Raw genomic sequence first — 20545 nt, 5'->3', positions numbered from 1 at the left:
GGGCGCGATAGGCGCGGCAGGGACCTACGGTGTAGTAAGACGAATTCCGGGCAGCAGGGCGCCCGACCCCAACACTTTACGGGACTGTGCTACGGAGTCCCAAACGCGTCGGGGTCGGGGCGCCCCGTGTGCTACCAGGAGCTCTTGGTCACGCCCGGCAGCTCGCCGCGGTGGGCCATCTCACGGAGGCACACACGGCAGAGGCCGAACTTGCGGTACACGGAGTGCGGGCGGCCGCAGCGCTGGCAGCGGGTGTAGCCGCGGACAGCGAACTTCGGCTTGCGCTCCGACTTCGCGATGAGGGACTTCTTCGCCACGGTCAGTTCTCCTTGAACGGGAAGCCGAGGGCGCGCAGCAGCGCCCGGCCCTCGTCGTCAGTCTGGGCGGTGGTGACAACGGTGATGTCCATGCCCCGCTGACGGTCGACCTTGTCCTGGTCGATCTCGTGGAACATGACCTGCTCGGTCAGACCGAACGTGTAGTTGCCACGGCCGTCGAACTGCTTCGGCGACAGACCGCGGAAGTCGCGGATGCGCGGGAGCGCCAGCGACACCAGACGGTCCACGAACTCCCACATGCGGTCGCCCCGGAGGGTGACGTGGGTGCCGATCGGCTGGCCCTCGCGCAGCTTGAACTGCGCGATGGACTTGCGGGCCTTCGTGACAGCCGGCTTCTGGCCGGTGATCGCGGTGAGGTCGCGGATGGCGCCCTCGATCAGCTTGCTGTCACGGGCGGCCTCGCCGACACCCATGTTGACGACGACCTTGACCAGGCCGGGGATCAGCATGGGGTTCTCGTACGAGAACTGCTCCTGCAGCTGGCCCTTGATCTCAGCGCGGTACCGCTCCTTGAGGCGCGGCTGCACCTTCTCGACAGTGGTCTCGCTCATCAGATGTCCTCACCGGTCCGCTTGGCAACGCGGATCTTGTTGCCCTCGTCGTCGAAGCGGTAGCCGACGCGGGTGACGACCTTCTTGCCGTCCTTCTCCACGACCAGCTGAACGTTGCTGACGTGGACGGGGGCCTCGGTGGTCACGATGCCGCCGGTCTGGGAACCACGGGCGGTCTGGCCGACCTTGGTGTGCTTCTTGACCCGGTTGACACCCTCGACCAGGACGCGCTGCTCGGCGGGGAAGGCCTGGATGACCTTGCCCTGCTTGCCCTTGTCCTTGCCGGTGATGACCTGGACCAGGTCACCCTTCTTGATCTTCATGCTGTCAGCCATCGGTTAGAGCACCTCCGGCGCGAGCGAGATGATCTTCATGAACTTCTTCTCGCGCAGCTCACGGCCCACGGGGCCGAAGATGCGGGTACCACGGGGGTCACCGTCGTTCTTGAGGACGACCGCGGCGTTCTCGTCGAAGCGGATGTAGGAACCGTCGGGACGACGGCGCTCCTTCACGGTCCGCACGACGACGGCCTTGACGACGTCGCCCTTCTTCACGTTGCCACCGGGGATCGCGTCCTTGACGGTAGCCACGATGACGTCCCCGATGCCCGCGTAGCGCCGGCCGGAGCCACCGAGAACGCGGATGCAGAGGATCTCCTTGGCACCCGTGTTGTCGGCGACTCGCAGTCGCGACTCCTGCTGGATCACGTCTTTCTCCTGATCGTCAACGATCGGGACCGGGCCGGCCGCTGCTCACCCGGTCGCCTGACGGCACCGGGCACATACGGCCGCACCCAATCGCGTTCGTTACTTGGCCTTCTCGAGGATCTCGACGACGCGCCAGCGCTTCGTCGCGGACAGCGGCCGGGTCTCCATGAGGAGGACGCGGTCGCCGACGCCACAGGCGTTCTGCTCGTCGTGCGCCTTCAGCTTGTTCGTACGGCGGATGACCTTGCCGTACAGCGCGTGCTTGACGCGGTCCTCAACGGCGACGACGACGGTCTTGTCCATCTTGTCGCTGACGACCAGACCCTCGCGGGTCTTGCGGAAGCCGCGTGCCTCGGTGTTCTTCTCGTTCTCAGTCATCAGGCGTTCTCCACCGTCTCGATGCCCAGCTCGCGCTCGCGCATCAGGGTGTAGATCCGCGCGATGTCCTTCCGGACGGCGCGAAGCCGACCGTGGTTCTCGAGCTGCCCGGTCGCCGCCTGGAAGCGGAGGTTGAACAGCTCCTCCTTGGCCTCACGGAGCTTGCCGACGAGCTCGTCGTCGGCCAGACCGCGAAGCTCAGCAGCCTTGGTGCCGGCCGACATCAGCTCTCACCTGCCTCGCGCCGGACAATCCGGCACTTCATCGGGAGCTTGTGAGCAGCGCGGGTCAGCGCCTCACGAGCCACCTTCTCGTTGGGGTAGGACAGCTCGAACATCACCCGTCCCGGGTGGACGTTCGCAACCCACCACTCCGGCGAACCCTTGCCGGAACCCATGCGGGTCTCGGCGGGCTTCTTCGTGAGCGGGCGGTCCGGGTAGATGTTGATCCAGACCTTGCCGCCACGGCGGATGTGACGGGTGATGGCGATACGAGCGGACTCGATCTGCCGGTTCGTCACGTAGGCCGGGGTGACGGCCTGGATGCCGTACTCGCCGAACGCGAGCTCAGTGCCGCCCTTGGCAGCGCCACGCCGCTTGGGGTGGTGCTGCTTGCGGTGCTTGACCCTGCGAGGGATCAGCATTGGGTCAGGCCTCCGTTCCAGCGTTGTTGGAAGCCGGCGCCTCGGCGGCCGGCGTCTCGGCGGGGGCGGTCGAGGCCTGGGCCTCGGCACCCTGCTGCGGACGGCGGCCACCGCGGCCACCGCGCTCGCCACCGCGGCCGCCACGGGCCGGACGGTCGGCGGCGCCGCGGGCCGGGCGGTTGCCGGCGCGGGCGGCGGCGTTCTCGGCGCGGACCTCGGCGATGTTCTTGACGTCGCCCTTGTAGATCCAGACCTTCACACCGATGCGGCCGAAGGTGGTACGGGCCTCGAAGAAGCCGTAGTCCACGTTGGCGCGCAGGGTGTGCAGCGGCACGCGACCCTCGCGGTAGAACTCCGAGCGGGACATCTCGGCGCCGCCGAGACGGCCGGAGCACTGGACCTTGATGCCCTTGGCGCCCGACTTCATGGTGCCCTGCATCGACTTGCGCATGGCACGGCGGAAGGACACGCGGGAGGAGAGCTGCTCGGCGACGCCCTGGGCGACCAGCTGAGCGTCCATCTCGGGGTTCTTGACCTCGAGGATGTTCAGCTGCACCTGCTTGCCGGTGAGCTTCTCCAGGTCGCCGCGGATGCGGTCGGCCTCCGCGCCGCGGCGGCCGATGACGATGCCCGGCCGGGCGGTGTGGATGTCGACGCGGACGCGGTCGCGGGTGCGCTCGATCTCCACCTTGGAGATGCCGGCCCGCTCCATGCCCTTCGTCATCATCCGGCGGATGGCGACGTCTTCCTTGACGTAGTCCTTGTACAGCTTGTCGGCGTACCAGCGGGACTTGAAGTCCGTGGTGATGCCGAGCCGGAACCCGTGCGGGTTAACCTTCTGGCCCATTACCGGGTCCCTTCCTTGCTGCTGACGACCACGGTGATGTGGCTGGTCCGCTTGCGGATCCGGTAGGCGCGGCCCTGGGCGCGCGGCCGGAACCGCTTCAGGGTCGGGCCCTCGTCGACGTACGCCTCGGAGACGTAGAGGTCGTCCACGTTGTTGTGGTTGTAGTTGTGCACGGCGTTGGCGATGGCGCTGTCCAGCACCTTGCCGACCGGCACGGTCGCGGCCTGCGGAGCAAAACGCAGGACCGCCTGGGCCTCCGTGGCACTCATGCCACGGATGAGGTCCACCACGCGGCGGGCCTTCATGGGCGTGACGCGGATGTACCGCGCCTGGGCCCTGGCTTCCATGGTTGTCCCCTTGTTGATGGTGTCAGTCATCGGTCTTCGCTATTTCCGCAGATCAGCGACGACGCGACTTGCGGTCGTCCTTCTCGTGGCCGCGGAAGGTGCGGGTCGGCGCGAACTCACCGAGCTTGTGGCCGACCATCGACTCGGTGACGAACACCGGGACGTGCTTGCGGCCGTCGTGCACCGCGATCGTGTGCCCGAGCATGGACGGCACGATCATGGAGCGCCGGGACCAGGTCTTGATGACGTTCTGGGTACCCGCTTCGTTCTGGGCGTCCACCTTCTTGGCGAGGTGGTCGTCGATGAAGGGGCCCTTCTTGAGGCTGCGCGGCATCGAACCTGCTCCTAGCGCTTCTTGTTGGTCTTGCGGCGGCGCACGATGAGCTTGTCCGAGGCCTTGTTCGGGCGACGGGTACGGCCCTCGGGCTTGCCCCACGGCGAGACCGGGTGGCGACCACCGGAGGTCTTGCCCTCACCACCACCGTGCGGGTGGTCGATCGGGTTCATGGCCACACCGCGGACGGTCGGGCGGACGCCCTTCCAGCGCATACGGCCGGCCTTGCCCCAGTTGATGTTCGACTGCTCGGCGTTGCCGACCTCGCCGACGGTGGCGCGGCAGCGCACGTCGACCTGGCGGATCTCACCCGACGGCATGCGGAGGGTCGCGAAGCGGCCCTCCTTCGCCAGCAGCTGGATGCTGGCGCCGGCGGAGCGGCCCATCTTGGCGCCGCCGCCCGGACGCAGCTCCACGGCGTGCACGACGGTGCCGACCGGGATGTTGCGGAGCGAGAGGTTGTTGCCCGGCTTGATGTCGGCGCCGGGGCCGTTCTCGACCCGGTCGCCCTGCTGCAGCTTGGCCGGGGCCAGGATGTAGCGCTTCTCGCCGTCCGCGTAGTGGAGCAGCGCGATGCGGGCGGTGCGGTTGGGGTCGTACTCGATGTGCGCGACCTTGGCCGGCACGCCGTCCTTGTCGTGGCGACGGAAGTCGATCACGCGGTAGGCGCGCTTGTGTCCGCCACCCTGGTGGCGAGCGGTGATACGACCGGCGTTGTTACGGCCGCCCTTGCTGTGCAGGGGGCGAACCAGCGACTTCTCCGGCGTGGACCGCGTGATCTCGACAAAGTCGGCGACGCTGGAACCACGACGGCCCGGGGTCGTCGGCTTGTACTTGCGGATGCCCATGGCTTCTTTCGTCCTCGTCCGTATCGACGATCCGATGCTCCGTTAGGAGACCGGACCACCGAAGATGTCGATGCGGCTGCCCTCGGCCAGGGTCACGACGGCGCGCTTGGTGTCCTTGCGCTTGCCGAAACCGGTCTTGGAGCGCTTGCGCTTCCCCTGCCGGTTGATCGTGTTGACCGCGGTGACCTTGACCGAGAAGACGGACTCGACCGCCTGCTTGATCTGGGTCTTGTTCGCGCCCGGCGACACGATGAACGTGTACTTGTTCTCGTCGAGGAGGCTGTAGCTCTTCTCGGAGATGACCGGCTTCACCAGGACGTCACGGGGGTCCGTGAAGGTCTTGGAGGTGATCTGCTCGCTCATCAGGCGGCGCTCCCTTCGAGCTCGCCCTCGGACGCGACGGCCTTGGCGGACGCGGCCGGACCGGCCACGAAGCGCTCGAAGGCGGCCTGGGTGAAGACCACATCGTCGGAGACGAGCACGTCGTACGTGTTCAGCTGGCCCGCGTCCAGGATGTGCACCGACGGCAGGTTGCGAGCCGACTTGATCGCCAGCTCGTCGTCGCGCTCGACGACGAGGAGGACGTTCTTGCGCTCGCTGATCTTGCCGAACAGCTCACGGACAGCCTTGGTGGAGGGCTGCTCGGTCGCGACCACACCGGTGACGACGTGGATGCGGTTGTGGCGGGCCCGGTCGGTGAGGGCACCGCGCAGGGCGGCGGCCTTCATCTTCTTCGGGGTCCGCTGCGAGTAGTCGCGCGGCACGGGACCGTGCACGACGCCACCACCGGCGAACTGCGGCGCGCGGGTCGAGCCCTGACGGGCGCGGCCGGTGCCCTTCTGGCGGTACGGCTTCTTGCCGCCGCCGCGGACCTCGCCGCGGGTCTTCGTCTTGTGGGTGCCCTGGCGGGCAGCGGCCAGCTGGGCGACGACGACCTGGTGGATCAGCGGAATGCTGACCTTGGCGTCGAAGATCTCGGCGGGCAGCTCGACGGAGCCGGCCTTCTCGCCCACGGGCGAGAGGATGTCAATGGTGCTCATCTGCTTCAGGCCCCCTTGGCCGCGGTGCGGACCAGGACGAGGCCGCCGTTCGGACCAGGGATTGCGCCCTTGATGAGCAGCAGGCCCTTCTCCGCGTCAACGGCGTGAACGGTCAGGTTCTGGGTGGTCACACGCTCGTTGCCCATGCGGCCCGCCATACGGAGGCCCTTGAACACGCGGCCCGGGGTGGCGCAGCCACCGATGGAGCCGGGCGAGCGGTGCTTGCGCTGCGTGCCGTGTCCGGCGCCCAGGCCCTTGAAGCCGTGGCGCTTCATGACACCGGCGGTGCCCTTGCCCTTGCTGGTGCCGGTCACGTCGACCTTGACACCGGCGTCGAACACCTCGGCGGTGATCTCCTGGCCCAGGGTGTACTCGGACGCGTCAGCGGTGCGCAGCTCGACCAGGTGACGGCGGGGAGTGACGCCGGCCTTGGAGAAGTGGCCCTGGAGGGGCTTGTTCACCTTGCGCGGGTCGATCTCGCCGAAGCCGATCTGCACCGAGTCGTAGCCGGTGGTGTCAGCGGTGTGGACCTGGGTCACGACATTCGGCCCGGCCTTGACGACGGTGACCGGAACGATCCGGTTGTTCTCGTCCCAGACCTGGGTCATGCCGAGCTTCTCGCCCAGGATGCCCTTAATCTGCTTAGCCATCTTCGGTGCGCCTCTCAGAGCTTGATCTCGATGTCGACACCGGCCGGCAGGTCGAGACGCATCAGCGAGTCAACCGTCTTCGGGGTGGGGTCGAGGATGTCGATCAGGCGCTTGTGCGTACGCATCTCGAAGTGCTCGCGCGAGTCCTTGTACTTGTGCGGCGAGCGGATGACGCAGTACACGTTCTTCTCAGTGGGCAGCGGCACCGGGCCCGCGACCTGCGCACCAGTACGGGTGACGGTCTCGACGATCTTCTTCGCCGAGGAGTCGATCACCTCGTGGTCGTAGGCCTTGAGCCGGATGCGGATCTTCTGTCCCGCCATGGCTACTTCGTAGTCCTTGTCTGTCGTCTTGCCACTACGGCGCCCGATCGGCCGCTTGTCCGACCCACGCGGTCGGGTGTGTCGCACTCCCGCTCGCAGTAAACCCTTGGAAGAATCCCCAGGAGGCTTCTGCTCCGGGCCGCGGACGGCCTTCAGGCGCCGGGTCGAGGCCCCGCCCACGCTTCCCGGAAGATTCCCGTACGTCCGCCCTCGCAGCTACTGCAACAGCAGGCATCACGGGGGCGACGAGTACTGTGGGACTCGCTTCCGGTCCTCCCGGCGGGAGGCGCGCAGCATCGGCACTCAACCGAGCAACTCGGACAGTGTGCCACACCGGGCGCGCCGGGGGCCAATCGGAGCGCATGACACTACCCGCACGGTGCCGACTGTCAAACCCCCGGCGTACCGGGGCTCCTCCCGCGCCCCCTCGCCTCCCCCGCCGCCCCGGCTCCCGCCTCCTCTCCGCGCCCTCCCGCCCGCGCAGCCGCCGCGGCGTCCGCACGCCCCCGGGCCCCGCCGGGGCCGCGCGCAACCGGCGGACGCTTGACGGCAGTCCTCACCGGCGGTACTGAGAGACGTCACCGCGCGCAGGCGGTGCGGACCGATGGGGACGGGACCATGAAGCCGCTTCAGGCAGGCGACCCGGAGACGGTGGGCGGGGGAAGGTACCGGATCACCGCCCGGCTGGGCAGCGGCGGCATGGGGGTGGTCTACCTCGGGCGGTCCCCCTCCGGACGGACGGTCGCCGTCAAGGTCGTGCGGCCGCAGCTCGCCGAGGACCGCGGCTTCCGGCGGCGGTTCGCCCAGGAGGTCGCGGCGGCACGGCGGGTCGGCGGCTTCCACACCGCGCCCGTCGTGGACGCGGACCCCGACGGCGACCCGCCGTGGCTGGTCACCGCGTACGTGCCGGGGCCCTCCCTGCACGAGGTGGTGGGCAGGTGCGGCCCGCTGCCGGCCGACACGCTGACCGTGCTCGCCGCCGGACTGGCCGAGGCCCTGGAGGCGGTCCACGGGGCAGGCGTCGTGCACCGCGACCTCAAGCCCGCCAACATCATCGTGGCCGACGACGGCCCGCGCGTCATCGACTTCGGGATCGCCCGCGCCCTGGACCACACCTCGCTCACCCTGACCGGCCTCCAGGTCGGCACCCCCGGCTTCCTCGCGCCCGAGCAGCTCACCGGCGGCGCCGTGAGCCCCGCCGTGGACGTCTTCGCCCTCGGCATCGTGCTCTGCCGCGCGGCGGGCGCCCTGCCCTTCGGTGACGGACCGTCGGCCTCCGTGCTGTACCGGACCGTCCACGAGGAGCCCGACCTCCGGGCCGTGCCGGAGGGGCTGCGCGGGACCGTCGCCGCCTGCCTGGCCAAGGACCCCGCGGCGCGGCCGTCGCCGCGGGCCCTGCTGGACCGGCTGGTGGTGCCGGACCGCGACGACGAGGGCGACTGGCTGCCCGAGGACGTGCGGGCCCTCCTCGCCGAGCACGCGGCGCGGGTCCCGGGCGCCCGCCGCCCGGCCGGGACCGGGGCCGGGGCGGGGGCCGGGACGCCGGCGGAGGCCTCGTCCCGCCCGCCGGCGGAGGCCGCCCCCGCGGCGGCACCGGGAGCGGGCCCCGGGCCGGGTCCCGGGCCGGGTCCGGCGGCCGGGACGGGGCCGGGAGCGGGCCCGGCCCCGCGGCCGACGGCGGGTCAGGCGGCGGGCCCGACGGCGGGTCAGACGGCCGGGCGGGCGACGGATCGGGCGGCGGACCTGACGGCAGGCCCGGCGGTGGCGGCGACGCCCACGGCGCCGTCGCTCCCGGCGCCCCCTCGCCCGACCGCCGCCGACCGGGGCACCCAGCAGCCGGTCCCCGGCGGCGGCGCACGGCCGGTCCCCGGCGGTGCGGACGCCCCGCCGCCAGGAGGATCCGCCCCCGGTGGGGCCGCCGGTACGGCCGGCGGGCCGGGTGCCGCCGCCGGGCCGTCACAGGCCGCGACCGCGCCGTGGAGCCCCGCGCCCCCGCCGCCGGGCCGTACCCGGCGGCGGCTGCCCCTGGCGGCGGCCGCCGTCGCGGTCCTGGCCGCCTCCGCCGTCACCATGGCCCTCGACCCGTTCGGCGGCGGGAAGGGGAAGGACGCGGGCTCCGGGCCCCCGTCACCGAGGGCCTCCGCCTCCGCCCCGGCGGGGCCGCCCGACACGCAGCTGCTGATCCGGCTGGACCTGCCCGGCAACGTCCTCGGGAAGCACTGCCGCTCCGTGATCGGCACGCGGCGCACCGGGCGGGACGACCCGTCCCCGCTCGTCCGGGACGGCAGCTGCGACAGCCTCCCCCAGTGGGCGCCCGACGGGCGGTCCTTCGCCTTCACCCGCACCGACGGCGACAGCTCGGCGGTGTGGACCGCCCGCAGGGACGGCACCGGCGCGCGGAGGATCGCGTCCATCGCGAAGGGCAGCCGGGTCTCCTGGTCGCCGGACGGGACGCGGCTCGCCGCCCTTCAGGTCGTGAAGGGCGTGCAGCAGCTGGTGGTGGTCACGGTCTCCGACGGGAGCAGCCGGTCGCTCACCACCGGCACGGAGAGGATCGAGGACCCCGCCTGGTCCCCCGACGGGAGGTCCGTCGCCTTCTGCAGGCAGCGCAGCGGCACCTGGCAGGTCTACCTGACGGACCCGTACACGCAGGACGGTGCCCCCCGCCAGGTGACGCACGCGCCCGTACGGGCCCTGGACCCCGCGTGGTCGCCGGACGGCAGGCGGATCGCGTACACCAGCGGCAGCACCACCAGCGGGCCGGGCAAGGGGGACATCCACGTCGTGGGCGCGGACGGCCGGGGCGACCGGACCGTGGCCGCGAGCGCCGACCACGAGATGGACCCGTCCTGGTCGGCCGACGGCGCGTGGATCGCCTACGTCCGCGGGCCGATCCCCGAGCCCCGGATCTGGGCGGTCCGCGCCGACGGCACCGGCGCGCGGGAGCTCACCACCGGCGCGTCCTGGGAGAGCCACCCCGCCTGGCCCCGCCGCTGAGCGTGCGGGGCCGCCCGGACTCCCCGCCCCGCACGCGGGGCGGGGAGTCCGGGCGGCAGGCGCCCTCCGCACGGAAAAGCCCGAGGGCCCCGCACCGCCGTCCTCACGGACGGGGTGCGGGGCCCTCGGGGTGTGCCTGACGGGCAGGCAGGTCCCTCAGGTCGTCACTTGACGATCTTGGTGACCTGGCCGGCGCCGACGGTGCGGCCACCCTCGCGGATGGCGAACTTCAGGCCCTCCTCCATGGCGACCGGCTGGATCAGCGCGACCGTCATGGCGGTGTTGTCGCCCGGCATGACCATCTCGGTGCCCTCGGGGAGGGTCACGACGCCGGTCACGTCCGTGGTACGGAAGTAGAACTGCGGGCGGTAGTTGTTGAAGAACGGGGTGTGGCGGCCACCCTCGTCCTTCGACAGGATGTAGGCCTGGGCCTCGAAGTCGGTGTGCGGCGTGACCGAACCCGGCTTGATGATGACCTGGCCGCGCTCGACGTCCTCGCGCTTGATGCCGCGGAGGAGCAGACCGACGTTCTCGCCCGCCTGGCCCTCGTCGAGCAGCTTGCGGAACATCTCGATGCCGGTGACCGTGGTGGTGGTCTTGGTGGGCTTGATACCGACGATGTCGACGGTCTCGTTCACCTTGAGGACACCGCGCTCGATGCGGCCGGTGACGACGGTGCCACGACCGGTGATCGTGAAGACGTCCTCGATCGGCATCAGGAACGGCTTGTCGACGTCACGCTCGGGGGTGGGGATGTTCTCGTCCACCGCGTGCATGAGGCCGAGGAGCTTCTCGCCCCACTCCTTGTCGCCCTCGAGCGCCTTGAGCGCCGAGACGCGCACGACCGGGAGGTCGTCGCCCGGGAACTCGTACTCGGAGAGGAGCTCGCGGACCTCGAGCTCGACGAGCTCCAGGATCTCCTCGTCGTCCACCATGTCGGCCTTGTTCAGGGCGACGACGATGTAGGGGACGCCGACCTGGCGGGCCAGGAGGACGTGCTCCTTGGTCTGCGGCATCGGGCCGTCGGTGGCGGCGACCACGAGGATGGCGCCGTCCATCTGGGCGGCACCGGTGATCATGTTCTTGATGTAGTCCGCGTGACCCGGGCAGTCGACGTGGGCGTAGTGACGCGCCTCGGTCTGGTACTCGACGTGCGCGATGGAGATGGTGATACCGCGCTGCCGCTCCTCCGGCGCCTTGTCGATCTGGTCGAACGGCGTGAAGGGGTTGATCTCCGGGTACGCGTCGTGCAGCACCTTGGTGATCGCCGCGGTAAGGGTGGTCTTACCGTGGTCGATGTGACCGATGGTGCCGATGTTGACGTGCGGCTTAGTCCGCTCGAACTTCGCCTTCGCCACTGGGGTCCTCCTGTGGGACTGGTTCTGTACGCCGTACGACGTCAGTTGGTCTTGGTCGGGACGGCTCCGGACGCTGGTCTGCGAACGGACCCGGCCCGCGGGTGGGGGCCGGAGGCCCCCCGGCACCCGTCCCCCTGGGAGGGGGGTGCCGGGGATGCCTCCTTACAGCCTAAGGCTTGCGGTTGGTCCGGAAAATCCGGATCGTCACTCGCCCTTGGCCTTGGCGATGATGTCGTCCGCCACGTTCCGCGGAACCTCGGCGTACGAGTCGAACTGCATCGAGTAGCTCGCGCGGCCAGAGGTCTTGCTGCGCAGGTCACCGACGTAGCCGAACATCTCGGACAGCGGGACGAGGGCCTTGACGACCCGGGCTCCGCTGCGCTCCTCCATGGCCTGGATCTGGCCGCGGCGGGAGTTGATGTCGCCGATCACGTCGCCCATGTAGTCCTCGGGCGTGGTGACCTCGACGGCCATCATGGGCTCGAGCAGGGCCGGGCTGGCCTTGCGGGCACCCTCCTTGAACGCCATGGAGCCGGCGATCTTGAAGGCGAGCTCGGAGGAGTCGACCTCGTGGTAGGCACCGTCGAGCAGGGTGACGCGCACGCCCACCATCGGGTAGCCGGCCAGGACGCCGAACTCCATGGCCTCCTGGGCACCGGCGTCGACCGAGGGGATGTACTCCTTCGGCACGCGGCCGCCCGTGACCTTGTTCACGAACTCGTAGCCCTCGCCGCCCTCGAGAGGCTCGATGGCGATCTGGACCTTCGCGAACTGGCCGGAGCCACCGGTCTGCTTCTTGTGCGTGTAGTCGATCCGCTCGACACCCTTGCGGATGGTCTCGCGGTACGCCACCTGCGGCTTGCCGACGTTGGCCTCGACCCGGAACTCGCGCTTCATGCGGTCGACCAGCACCTCGAGGTGCAGCTCGCCCATGCCCGCGATGATGGTCTGGCCCGTCTCCTCGTCCGTGTGGACCTGGAAGGACGGGTCCTCCTCGGCCAGGCGCTGGATCGCGACGCCCAGCTTCTCCTGGTCGCCCTTGGACTTCGGCTCGATGGCGACCTGGATCACCGGGGCCGGGAAGTTCATGGACTCGAGGATCACCGGGTTCGCGGCGTCGCACAGGGTCTCACCGGTGGTGGTGTCCTTCAGGCCCATGACGGCGATGATGTCGCCGGCACCGACGCTGGGGATCTCCTCACGCTTGTTCGCGTGCATCCGGTAGATCTTGCCGATCCGCTCCTTGCGGCCCTTCACCGAGTTCAGCACCTGGGTGCCGGACTCGAGACGGCCGGAGTAGATCCGGACGAAGGTGAGCTTGCCGAGGTGCGGGTCGCTCATGATCTTGAAGGCCAGGGCCGAGAGGGGCTCCTCGTCGGAGGCCTTGCGGAAGATCTCGGTCTCCTCGTCGCCGACCTTGTGGCCGGTGACGCCCTCGACGTCGGTCGGGGAGGGGAGGTACTCCACGATCGCGTCGAGCAGGGGCTGGACACCCTTGTTCTTGAACGCGGTGCCGCAGAAGACCGGGGTCAGGCTGCCGGCGATGGTGGCGCGGCGGATGCCGGCCTTCAGCTGCTCCATGGTGGGCTCGGTGCCCTCCAGGTACAGCTCCATCAGCTGGTCGTCGGCCTCGGCCGCGGTCTCGAGCAGCTTGTCGCGCCACTCCTGGGCGACGTCCACGTGGGTGTCCGGGATGTCGACGACGTCGTACATCTCGCCCTTGGGGGCGTCCTCGGACCACAGCAGCGCCTTCATGCGGACCAGGTCGACGACGCCGCGGAAGTCCGCCTCGGCACCGATCGGGAGCTGCATGACCAGCGGGGTCGCACCGAGGCGGTCGACGATCATGTCGACGCAGCGGTGGAACTCCGCGCCCACGCGGTCCAGCTTGTTGACGAAGCAGATGCGCGGGACGTTGTAGCGGTCGGCCTGGCGCCACACGGTCTCGGACTGGGGCTCCACACCGGCGACACCGTCGAACACCGTCACGGCACCGTCGAGCACGCGCAGCGAGCGCTCCACCTCGACGGTGAAGTCGACGTGGCCCGGGGTGTCGATGATGTTGATGGTGTGGTCGGCACCGTCCACGGTCCAGTGGCAGGTCGTCGCGGCGGACGTGATGGTGATGCCGCGCTCCTGCTCCTGCTCCATCCAGTCCATCGTGGCGGCGCCGTCGTGGACCTCACCGATCTTGTAGCTCACACCGGTGTAGAACAGGATCCGCTCGGTGGTGGTGGTCTTGCCCGCGTCGATGTGGGCCATGATCCCGATGTTGCGGACCTTGGCCAGGTCAAGGGAGGTAGTAGCCATGGTGGCTCGTCTTCTCTCTCGTTTGCGTCGTAGGCGGGTCGACTACCAGCGGTAGTGCGCGAAGGCCTTGTTGGACTCGGCCATCTTGTGGGTGTCCTCGCGGCGCTTCACGGAGGCGCCGAGGCCGTTGGAGGCGTCGAGGATCTCGTTGAGCAGGCGCTCGGTCATGGTCTTCTCGCGGCGGGCGCGGGAGTAGCCGACCAGCCAGCGCAGCGCCAGGGTGGTGGAGCGGCCCGGGCGGACCTCGACCGGCACCTGGTAGGTGGCGCCGCCGACGCGGCGGGAGCGGACCTCGAGGGTCGGCTTCACGTTCTCCAGGGCGCGCTTGAGGGTGACGACCGGGTCGTTGCCGCTCTTCTCACGGATGCCCTCGAGGGCGCCGTACACGATGCGCTCGGCGGTGGAGCGCTTGCCGTGCAGGAGGACCTTGTTGACGAGCGAGGTCACCAGGGGGGAGTTGTAGACCGGGTCGATGATGACCGGGCGCTTCGGGGCGGGGCCCTTGCGAGGCATTCTTACTTCTCCTTCTTGGCGCCGTAGCGGCTGCGGGCCTGCTTGCGGTTCTTGACACCCTGGGTGTCGAGGGAGCCGCGGATGATCTTGTAGCGCACACCCGGCAGGTCCTTCACACGACCGCCGCGCACGAGCACGATGGAGTGCTCCTGCAGGTTGTGGCCCTCGCCCGGGATGTAGGCGGTGACCTCGATCCCGCTGGTGAGGCGCACACGGGCGACCTTGCGGAGAGCCGAGTTGGGCTTCTTCGGGGTGGTCGTGTACACACGCGTGCAGACGCCGCGGCGCTGGGGCGAACCCTTCAGTGCGGGCGTCTTGTTCTTCTCGACCTTGTCCTGCCGGCCCTTTCGGACCAGCTGCTGGATCGTAGGCACCGTTTCTCCGTTTTCTGTGTGCCAAGGCTTGGTGGAACTAACCTGGCGCTCCCGCCCCGTCCGACCCACGAGGTCGGGCGTGTCGGGCCTCTTCCGATCCTGTGGCCCGCGACTGCGGGCTCGGGACGAGGAATCACGGAATCCCAAGGTGCGGTGTGCCGCCGCCGCGCCCGCTCGGGCGGACCCGCGGGGCGGTTCCGGCCGCGCGGCGGCCGGTGTGCATGCACGCACAAGAGACCCGGGGACACCCCAGGCACAAGGTCAGAGCGTACCTACCGCATGGGCGCGGGTCAAAACAAATGGGCAGCCGCAGGTCGCGGGGCGCCGCCGGGCACAGGCCCGGCCCGGGGCGGCACGGCGCGGTCCGCCGGACCGGCCGCCGCGGCGGGTTCCGGGCAGGCCCACGGTAACCCGGTGCGGCGCGGTGCGAAACCCCTCCCGACCGGCCCCGGTCCGACCGGCGGCGCTGCGGCCGGTCCGGCGGGTGCCTGCCCGGCGGGCACGGGCGGTCCGGCTCGGGCGGACCGGCTCGGGCGGTCCGGCACGGACGGACGGGCCGGTGCGCGGGCGGCCGCACGGCCCGGACCGCACGGACCGGACCCGCCGTCCCGGGCCCCGCGCCTCAGGCCGCCGTGGAGAAGAGGAGGACGAGCGCCCAGAACGCGGTGCCGATCCAGCCCAGCACCAGGCCGGCCGTGGCCATGCCGTCCCCCTGCTCCCCCGACTCCCGGATCCGGGACCGGGCGACGTGCCCGAGCACCGCCGCCGGCAGGGAGGCGATGCCGAACGGCATGAAGCCGAGCAGGCCCAGCACCATCGAGGCCGCCGCCATGCCGTTGGTCGGCGGCGCGGGCCGGTACGGCGGGACGAAGACGTACGGCTGGGGGTGGACGAGGGGCTGCGGCGGCCCGAAGGCCGCGGGCACCATGCCCCCCGGCACGCCCATCGGACCGGTGGGCAGGTCCGCGACCAGCGCGGTGAGCTCACCGTACGTCAGCGCGCGGTAGGCGGCCTCGACCCGCTGGCCGTACTCGTCGGGCGTCAGCCTGCCCTCGGCGTAGGAGGCCTTGAGCACGTCGACGGTGCGCTCGCGGTCGGCGTGCGCCGCGCGCATCACCGCCTGCGGCGACTGGACGGACTGCTGGGCTGGCTGCCAGGGCCCCCACGGCTGAGGGGCGCCCCGCCCCGGCTGAACGGCCATCGGTCACCTCCGGATCCCGCCCCAGTGTCCCCCTCATAGTGGACGACGGGGCGCCGCCGCGCGTTCCCGCAGCGGAAACCGTCGAGGACCTGTGACACGCGGCGGCGCCCGGCGGGTGGGCCGTTCGGGAAGGATGACGGCCGACGGCCCGTCAGCGGGCGTCGGGGACGAGGGCGAAGGGGCGGCACATGGACGCAGCACCACCGGCCGCGGTGGGGATATGCGGCCTCTGGAAGAGGTTCGGGCAGCAGGTCGCCGTGGCGGGTGTCGACCTGGAGATCCCCGCCGGCAGCTTCTTCGGCCTGGTGGGGCCGAACGGCGCGGGCAAGACCACCACGCTGTCCATGGCCACCGGACTGCTGCGGCCCGACCACGGCACGGTCCTGGTCCACGGCGCCGACGTGTGGCGCGACCCCGTCGCGGTCAAGGCGGGGATCGGGATCCTCCCCGAGGGGCTGCGGATGTTCGAGCGGCTGAGCGGGCGGGAGCTGCTGCAGTACGGCGGGCGGCTGCGGGGGCTGCCCGCGGCGGAGGTGGACCGGCGCGCCGACGAGCTGCTGCGGGTCCTCGGCCTGGACGGCGCCGGGGGCAGGCTGGTCGCGGACTACTCCACGGGCATGCGGAAGAAGGTCGGGCTGGCGGCGGCGCTGCTGCACAACCCGCGGGTGCTCTTCCTGGACGAGCCCTTCGAGGGCGTGGACCCGGTCTCCGCCCAGACCGTCCGGGGCGTGCTGAAGCGGTACGCGGCGTCCGGCGGCACCGTGGTCCTCTCCAGCCACGTCATGGAGCTGGTGGAGCAGCTGTGCGACCGGGTGGCGGTGATGAACGCCGGACGGGTGGTCGCCCGGGGGCCGCTGGACGAGGTGCGCGGCGGCCGCAGCCTGCACGAGGCGTTCCTCGACCTGGTCGGGGCGCGCGACGACGGCGCCGGCGCCTCGCTGGGCTGGCTCGGCGCACGCCCCGGGGACGCACGGTGACCGCCGCGGACACGCCTGCCGGGGACACGCCGGCCGGGGACACGCCGGCCGGGGTCGCCTCCGCCGGGGTCGCGGCGCCCGCCCGGGGGGCGGCCGCCGACCGGGACGTGGTGCGGGCGGTGGTCTCGCTGAAGGTGCGGCTGCTCCGCAACGGCCTGCGGCGCAACGGCGGCCGGGCCGTCGCCTACGTCGTCGGCTCCGCCCTGGGCCTGCTGCTGGCGTCCGGGACCGCGGTCGCGCTGGCCGCCCTGCACGGCCACCGGGGCGCGGGCGACGCGGCGGTGGTCGTCGCCACCGGGCTGGCGCTGGGCTGGGCGGGCGTGCCGCTCTTCCTCTTCGCCGGCGACGAGAGCGCCGACCCCACCCGCCTGACGATGCTGCCGCTGCGGCCGTCGCCCCTGCTGCGGGGGATGCTGCTGGCGGCGCTCGTCGGCCCGGGCCCGCTGCTGAGCGCGGTGGTGCTGGGCGGTGCGGCGGCGGCCGCGGCGTCCGGGGCGGCCGGGGCCGCGACGGCGGTGGCGGCGGTGCCGCTGGCGGTGCTCACCCTGGTGGTGCTGTCCCGCGCGGTGGCGGCGGGCAACGCCCGGATGCTCTCCAGCCGGCGCGGCCGCGACCTCGCCGTCTTCGGCGGCCTGCTGTTCGCGGTGCTGATCCAGAGCGCCAACATCGCCTTCCAGGGCGTCCTCGGCAGGCCGGGCACGGGAGGCGTCGACCTCTCGGCGCTGGAGCCGGCGGGCGCCGTGCTGCGCTGGGTGCCGCCGGTGAGCGCGCTCGGCGCGGTCCGCTCGGCGGGCGGCGGCGCGTGGGCGGCGGCCGCGGTGCAGCTGGCGGCGGCCGCGGGCCTGCTGGTGCTGCTGCTCCGCTGGTGGCGGGCCTCCCTGCAGCGGCTCATGGTCACCGCGGACTCCTCCACGCTCGCCGCCGCCCCCGAGGTGCGCGCGGCGCGGCGCGGTGGGGGCCTCTCCTCGCGGCTGCTGCCCGCGGACCGGTCCGGGGCGGCCCTGCAGCGGCAGCTGCGCTACGTCCGGCGGGAGCCGCGGGCGAGGGCGGCCGTGTTCAGCGGCATCGGCATGATGGCCGCCCTGTCCGTGCTCGCCGCGGTGCAGGGCGGCATGAGCGTGTACACGGTGGCGTTCGGCGGCCTGGTGCTGGGGCTGCAGACGCTCAACCTGTTCGGCATGGACGGGTCCGCGTTCTGGATGGTGGCGGCCACGATCGCCGGTCCGGCGGACGCCAGGGCCGAACTGCGCGGGCGGGTCCGGGCGGTGGCCGCGTACGCCGTGCCGTCCACGGCGCTGCTGGGGGCGGTGCTGGCCGCGTTCGGCGGGGGCTGGGCGGACCTCCCGGAGGCGCTGGGGCTCACCTGGGGCCTGCTGGGCGGCGGCGCGGGCGTCGGCGCGGTGCTGAGCGTGCTGCTGCCGTACGCCATGCCGGCGGGCGGCAACCCCATGCAGAACGCCGCCCCCGGGCAGGCCGGGCTGGTCCTGGGCAACATGTTCGGGTCCATGCTCGGGGTGGTGGTGCTGACGGTGCCGCTGGGCGTGGCGGCGGTGGCCCTGCACCTGGCGGACGGGCCGACCTGGACCGTGCTCCCGGCCGGTGCGCTCTACGGCGCCGGGATGGCGGCGCTCGGCGTCCGGCTGGCGGGCCGGCTGCTGCCCCGGCGGCTGCCGGAGGTGCTGGCCGCCGTGGTGGAGCGCTGAGCAGCGCCGTACCGGAGCGGCCGGGCGCCCGGGCCGTCCGTCAGCGCACCGCGTCGAGGTGCGCCAGGACGGCCTGGACCCGGCGGTTCGCGTCGTCGGTGGGGGCCAGCCCCAGCTTGGCGAAGATGTTGGCGATGTGCTTGGCGACGGCGCCGTCGCTGACGGTCAGCCGGGCGGCGATCGCCGAGTTGGAGCAGCCCTCCGCCATCAGCTCCAGCACCTCCCGCTCGCGGGGCGTGAGCCGGCCCACCGGCCGGGAGCGCTCCCCGCGCTCCAGCAGCCGGGCGATGACGTCGGGGTCCATGGCGGTGCCGCCGGCCGCCACCCGGCGCACGGCGTCGACGAACTGGCCGGCGTTGAAGACCCGGTCCTTGAGCAGGTAGCCGACACCGCCGGTGCCGTCCGCCAGCAGCTCGCGGGCGTACAGCTGCTGCACGTGCTGGGACAGGACGAGCACCGGCAGGCCCGGGATCTCCCGGCGTGCGGCCAGCGCCGCCTGGAGGCCCTCGTCGGTGAGGGTGGGCGGCAGCCGGACGTCCACCACGGCGACGTCCGGCCGCTGCTCCAGGAGCGCGGCCAGCAGGTCGGGGCCGGTCTCCACGGCGGCCACGACGGTGAAGCCGTGGGCCTCCAGCAGCCGGGTCAGGCCTTCCCGGAGGAGGTAGAGGTCCTCGGCGAGGACGACGCGCACGGCAGCTCCATGGTCACGGTGGTCGGGCCGCCCGGCGGGCTGCTCAGGGCGAGGACTCCGTCGAAGGTACCGAGCCGGCGCCCGATCCCGCGCAGCCCGCTGCCGCGCGCCGGGTCGGCGCCGCCGCGGCCGTCGTCGGTCACGGTGATCCGCAGGGACCCGGCGCGGTGGAGCAGGTCCACCCAGACCTGGCGGGCGCCGGAGTGCTTGGCCGCGTTGGCCAGCAGCTCGCAGACGCAGAAGTAGGCGGCGGCCTCCACCGGGGCCGGCGGGCGCTCCGGCAGGTCCGCGCAGACCTCCACGGGCAGCGGGCTGTCCAGCGCCAGGGCGCGGACGGCGTCGGCGAGGCCGCGCTCGGCCAGGACCGGCGGGTGGATGCCCCGCACCAGGTCCCGCAGCTCCTGCAGGGCCTTGTGGGACGCCTGCCGGGCGTCGGCGAGGAGGGCGCGGGCGGCGGGCGCGTCGGTGTCCATCAGGTGCTCGATGGTGCCCAGCGTCATGCCGATGGCCACCAGGCGGGCCTGGGCGCCGTCGTGCAGGTCGCGCTCGATGCGCCGCAGCTCGGCGGCCTGGTCGCCGACGGCGTCGGCGCGGCTGGCGGTGAGGTGCTGCACCCGCTCGGCGAGCTCCGCGCGGGTGGCGCCGTCCCCGGGGTCGAGGAAGTGCCGCATCCAGCGGGTGTGCAGGCGCAGCGCGTACGGGGCCAGCACCAGGCCCGCGGCCGCGGCGGCCAGGCCCAGGAGCAGGGCCTGGGCGATCCCCGGCTTCTCGAAGGGGTAGCTGTCCAGGAGGTTCACGAAGGCCAGTCCGGTGACCGGGACGCCCGCCGCGAACAGGCCGGCGGCCACCCCGGCGGTCAGTCCGGCGGCCACCGGGTTGGCGAGCAGCCACGCCTGGTCGCGCCAGGTGCCCGGGTCGCGCAGCGCCCGGTGGACGTGGCGGGAGACCTGCGCGGTCCAGCGGCGGCGGTGGTAGGCGTGGCCGCTCCACCAGTGGCCGCGGTCGCCCTGCTCCAGCGGGGGCAGCGGGTCGTAGGACTCGGGGAGGCGGACGCCGAACCACTGCGCGGCCTGCCGCCGGGACCACCGGGCGTTGCGCCGGCCGAGGCCGAAGGCGGCGGCCGCCAGGGCGCAGCCTGCGACCGCGAGGTACGGCAGGACGGTGAGGCGGCCCACGAAGCCCTGGACGGCGAACGCCAGCAGGACGGCCAGGACCGCCAGCAGGACCGCCGGTCCGAGGAACGCCCGGAGGCAGAGCAGGGCGCACCGCCACAGCGCCGTCAGCCGCTCCGCCGTCCACACCCGGACCCGCTCCAGCTCGGCCCTCGGGCCCTCCCCCGCCACCGGCTCCCCCACGCTCATGCACCGCTCCCCGTCCGTACGACCGTCCCTGCCGCTGTCGCGCGCCAGTCTGCC

25 protein-coding genes are annotated in these 20545 nt (G+C 72.1%); 3 read left to right on the top strand and 22 right to left on the bottom strand.

All coding sequences use genetic code 11. The features are described from left to right. Positions 1-131: 131 nt before the first annotated feature. From ACFY07_RS05450 to rpsJ, 15 genes are all read right to left on the bottom strand, one after another. Positions 132-317, bottom strand: coding sequence for a type Z 30S ribosomal protein S14 (locus ACFY07_RS05450; RefSeq protein ID WP_104816571.1), 186 nt, complete (start codon positions 315-317; stop codon positions 132-134). 2 nt (positions 318-319) lie between these two features. Continuing rightward, positions 320-889 carry a 50S ribosomal protein L5 gene (gene rplE / locus ACFY07_RS05445; RefSeq protein ID WP_230648768.1) on the bottom strand — a complete coding sequence of 190 codons (570 nt, stop codon included), beginning with the start codon at positions 887-889 and terminating at the stop codon, positions 320-322. Beyond that, entirely contained in the window at positions 889-1212 is a 324-nt protein-coding gene (gene rplX, locus ACFY07_RS05440; protein WP_230649075.1) for a 50S ribosomal protein L24, read from the bottom strand. The genes rplE and rplX overlap by 1 nt, the downstream gene beginning before the upstream one ends. A gap of 15 nt (positions 1213-1227) precedes the next feature. After that, complete coding sequence (rplN, locus tag ACFY07_RS05435; RefSeq protein WP_230648770.1) at positions 1228-1596, bottom strand: 50S ribosomal protein L14; 369 nt, start codon at positions 1594-1596, stop codon at positions 1228-1230. Positions 1597-1695: 99 nt separating this feature from the next. Continuing rightward, entirely contained in the window at positions 1696-1974 is a 279-nt protein-coding gene (gene rpsQ / locus ACFY07_RS05430) for a 30S ribosomal protein S17 (protein WP_230648771.1), read from the bottom strand. Continuing rightward, on the bottom strand, positions 1974-2198 hold the full coding sequence (rpmC, locus tag ACFY07_RS05425; RefSeq protein ID WP_230648773.1) for a 50S ribosomal protein L29: 225 nt from the start codon (positions 2196-2198) through the stop codon (positions 1974-1976). Before rpmC ends, rpsQ begins: the two co-directional genes overlap by 1 nt. Beyond that, positions 2198-2617, bottom strand: a complete 420-nt coding sequence (gene rplP, locus ACFY07_RS05420; RefSeq protein WP_055585134.1) for a 50S ribosomal protein L16 — start codon at positions 2615-2617, stop codon at positions 2198-2200. Before rplP ends, rpmC begins: the two co-directional genes overlap by 1 nt. Before the next feature lie 4 nt (positions 2618-2621). After that, complete coding sequence (gene rpsC / locus ACFY07_RS05415; RefSeq protein WP_230648776.1) at positions 2622-3464, bottom strand: 30S ribosomal protein S3; 843 nt, start codon at positions 3462-3464, stop codon at positions 2622-2624. Next, positions 3464-3811, bottom strand: coding sequence for a 50S ribosomal protein L22 (rplV, locus tag ACFY07_RS05410; protein ID WP_230649076.1), 348 nt, complete (start codon positions 3809-3811; stop codon positions 3464-3466). The genes rpsC and rplV overlap by 1 nt, the downstream gene beginning before the upstream one ends. A gap of 52 nt (positions 3812-3863) precedes the next feature. Next, entirely contained in the window at positions 3864-4145 is a 282-nt protein-coding gene (rpsS, locus tag ACFY07_RS05405) for a 30S ribosomal protein S19 (RefSeq protein ID WP_230648779.1), read from the bottom strand. A gap of 11 nt (positions 4146-4156) precedes the next feature. Next, positions 4157-4993: a 50S ribosomal protein L2 gene (gene rplB / locus ACFY07_RS05400; RefSeq protein WP_230648782.1), complete on the bottom strand. Its 837-nt coding sequence runs from the start codon at positions 4991-4993 to the stop codon at positions 4157-4159. Between the two features lie 42 nt (positions 4994-5035). Beyond that, positions 5036-5356 carry a 50S ribosomal protein L23 gene (gene rplW / locus ACFY07_RS05395; protein WP_230648785.1) on the bottom strand — a complete coding sequence of 107 codons (321 nt, stop codon included), beginning with the start codon at positions 5354-5356 and terminating at the stop codon, positions 5036-5038. Next, positions 5356-6033 carry a 50S ribosomal protein L4 gene (gene rplD, locus ACFY07_RS05390; RefSeq protein ID WP_230648788.1) on the bottom strand — a complete coding sequence of 226 codons (678 nt, stop codon included), beginning with the start codon at positions 6031-6033 and terminating at the stop codon, positions 5356-5358. Before rplD ends, rplW begins: the two co-directional genes overlap by 1 nt. Positions 6034-6038: 5 nt before the next feature. Beyond that, the gene (gene rplC, locus ACFY07_RS05385) at positions 6039-6683 is read right to left on the bottom strand and encodes a 50S ribosomal protein L3 (RefSeq protein ID WP_230648790.1); all 645 of its coding nucleotides are present in this window, start codon (positions 6681-6683) and stop codon (positions 6039-6041) included. A 14-nt stretch (positions 6684-6697) separates the two neighbouring features. Continuing rightward, positions 6698-7006: a 30S ribosomal protein S10 gene (gene rpsJ, locus ACFY07_RS05380; RefSeq protein ID WP_020549238.1), complete on the bottom strand. Its 309-nt coding sequence runs from the start codon at positions 7004-7006 to the stop codon at positions 6698-6700. 618 nt (positions 7007-7624) lie between these two features. Here rpsJ and ACFY07_RS05375 point away from each other — a divergent pair. Further along, positions 7625-10003 (top strand): protein kinase, encoded by a 2379-nt coding sequence (locus tag ACFY07_RS05375; protein ID WP_390867499.1) that lies wholly within the window; start codon positions 7625-7627, stop codon positions 10001-10003. Between the two features lie 164 nt (positions 10004-10167). Here the strand turns inward: ACFY07_RS05375 and tuf are convergent, their stop codons facing one another. The 5 genes from tuf to ACFY07_RS05350 form a co-directional block, all read right to left on the bottom strand. Continuing rightward, positions 10168-11361: an elongation factor Tu gene (gene tuf / locus ACFY07_RS05370; protein WP_230648794.1), complete on the bottom strand. Its 1194-nt coding sequence runs from the start codon at positions 11359-11361 to the stop codon at positions 10168-10170. A 204-nt stretch (positions 11362-11565) separates the two neighbouring features. Further along, positions 11566-13671, bottom strand: coding sequence for an elongation factor G (gene fusA / locus ACFY07_RS05365; RefSeq protein ID WP_230648796.1), 2106 nt, complete (start codon positions 13669-13671; stop codon positions 11566-11568). A 42-nt stretch (positions 13672-13713) separates the two neighbouring features. Continuing rightward, positions 13714-14184 carry a 30S ribosomal protein S7 gene (rpsG, locus tag ACFY07_RS05360; protein ID WP_055588949.1) on the bottom strand — a complete coding sequence of 157 codons (471 nt, stop codon included), beginning with the start codon at positions 14182-14184 and terminating at the stop codon, positions 13714-13716. Between the two features lie 2 nt (positions 14185-14186). Next, positions 14187-14558 (bottom strand): 30S ribosomal protein S12, encoded by a 372-nt coding sequence (gene rpsL, locus ACFY07_RS05355; RefSeq protein WP_014144289.1) that lies wholly within the window; start codon positions 14556-14558, stop codon positions 14187-14189. Between the two features lie 622 nt (positions 14559-15180). Beyond that, on the bottom strand, positions 15181-15759 hold the full coding sequence (locus ACFY07_RS05350) for a DUF1707 and DUF4190 domain-containing protein (RefSeq protein ID WP_390867498.1): 579 nt from the start codon (positions 15757-15759) through the stop codon (positions 15181-15183). A 188-nt stretch (positions 15760-15947) separates the two neighbouring features. Here ACFY07_RS05350 and ACFY07_RS05345 point away from each other — a divergent pair, with 188 nt between their 5' ends. Together ACFY07_RS05345 and ACFY07_RS05340 are read left to right on the top strand one after the other, a co-directional pair. After that, positions 15948-16736: an ABC transporter ATP-binding protein gene (locus ACFY07_RS05345; RefSeq protein WP_390867497.1), complete on the top strand. Its 789-nt coding sequence runs from the start codon at positions 15948-15950 to the stop codon at positions 16734-16736. Continuing rightward, complete coding sequence (locus ACFY07_RS05340) at positions 16733-18439, top strand: transporter (RefSeq protein WP_390867496.1); 1707 nt, start codon at positions 16733-16735, stop codon at positions 18437-18439. Before ACFY07_RS05345 ends, ACFY07_RS05340 begins: the two co-directional genes overlap by 4 nt. Positions 18440-18479: 40 nt before the next feature. On the opposite strand, the gene ACFY07_RS05335 is transcribed toward ACFY07_RS05340, so the two are convergent. Continuing rightward, positions 18480-19130, bottom strand: a complete 651-nt coding sequence (locus tag ACFY07_RS05335) for a response regulator transcription factor (RefSeq protein WP_230648802.1) — start codon at positions 19128-19130, stop codon at positions 18480-18482. Further along, complete coding sequence (locus ACFY07_RS05330; RefSeq protein ID WP_390867495.1) at positions 19082-20491, bottom strand: sensor histidine kinase; 1410 nt, start codon at positions 20489-20491, stop codon at positions 19082-19084. Before ACFY07_RS05330 ends, ACFY07_RS05335 begins: the two co-directional genes overlap by 49 nt. Between the last annotated feature and the right edge of the window lie 54 nt (positions 20492-20545).

Origin of the sequence: Streptomyces sp. NPDC001380 (genome assembly GCF_042895785.1) — a bacterium.
GTDB lineage: Bacteria > Actinomycetota > Actinomycetes > Streptomycetales > Streptomycetaceae > Peterkaempfera.
This window is presented reverse-complemented; position numbering and strand designations above follow the sequence as displayed.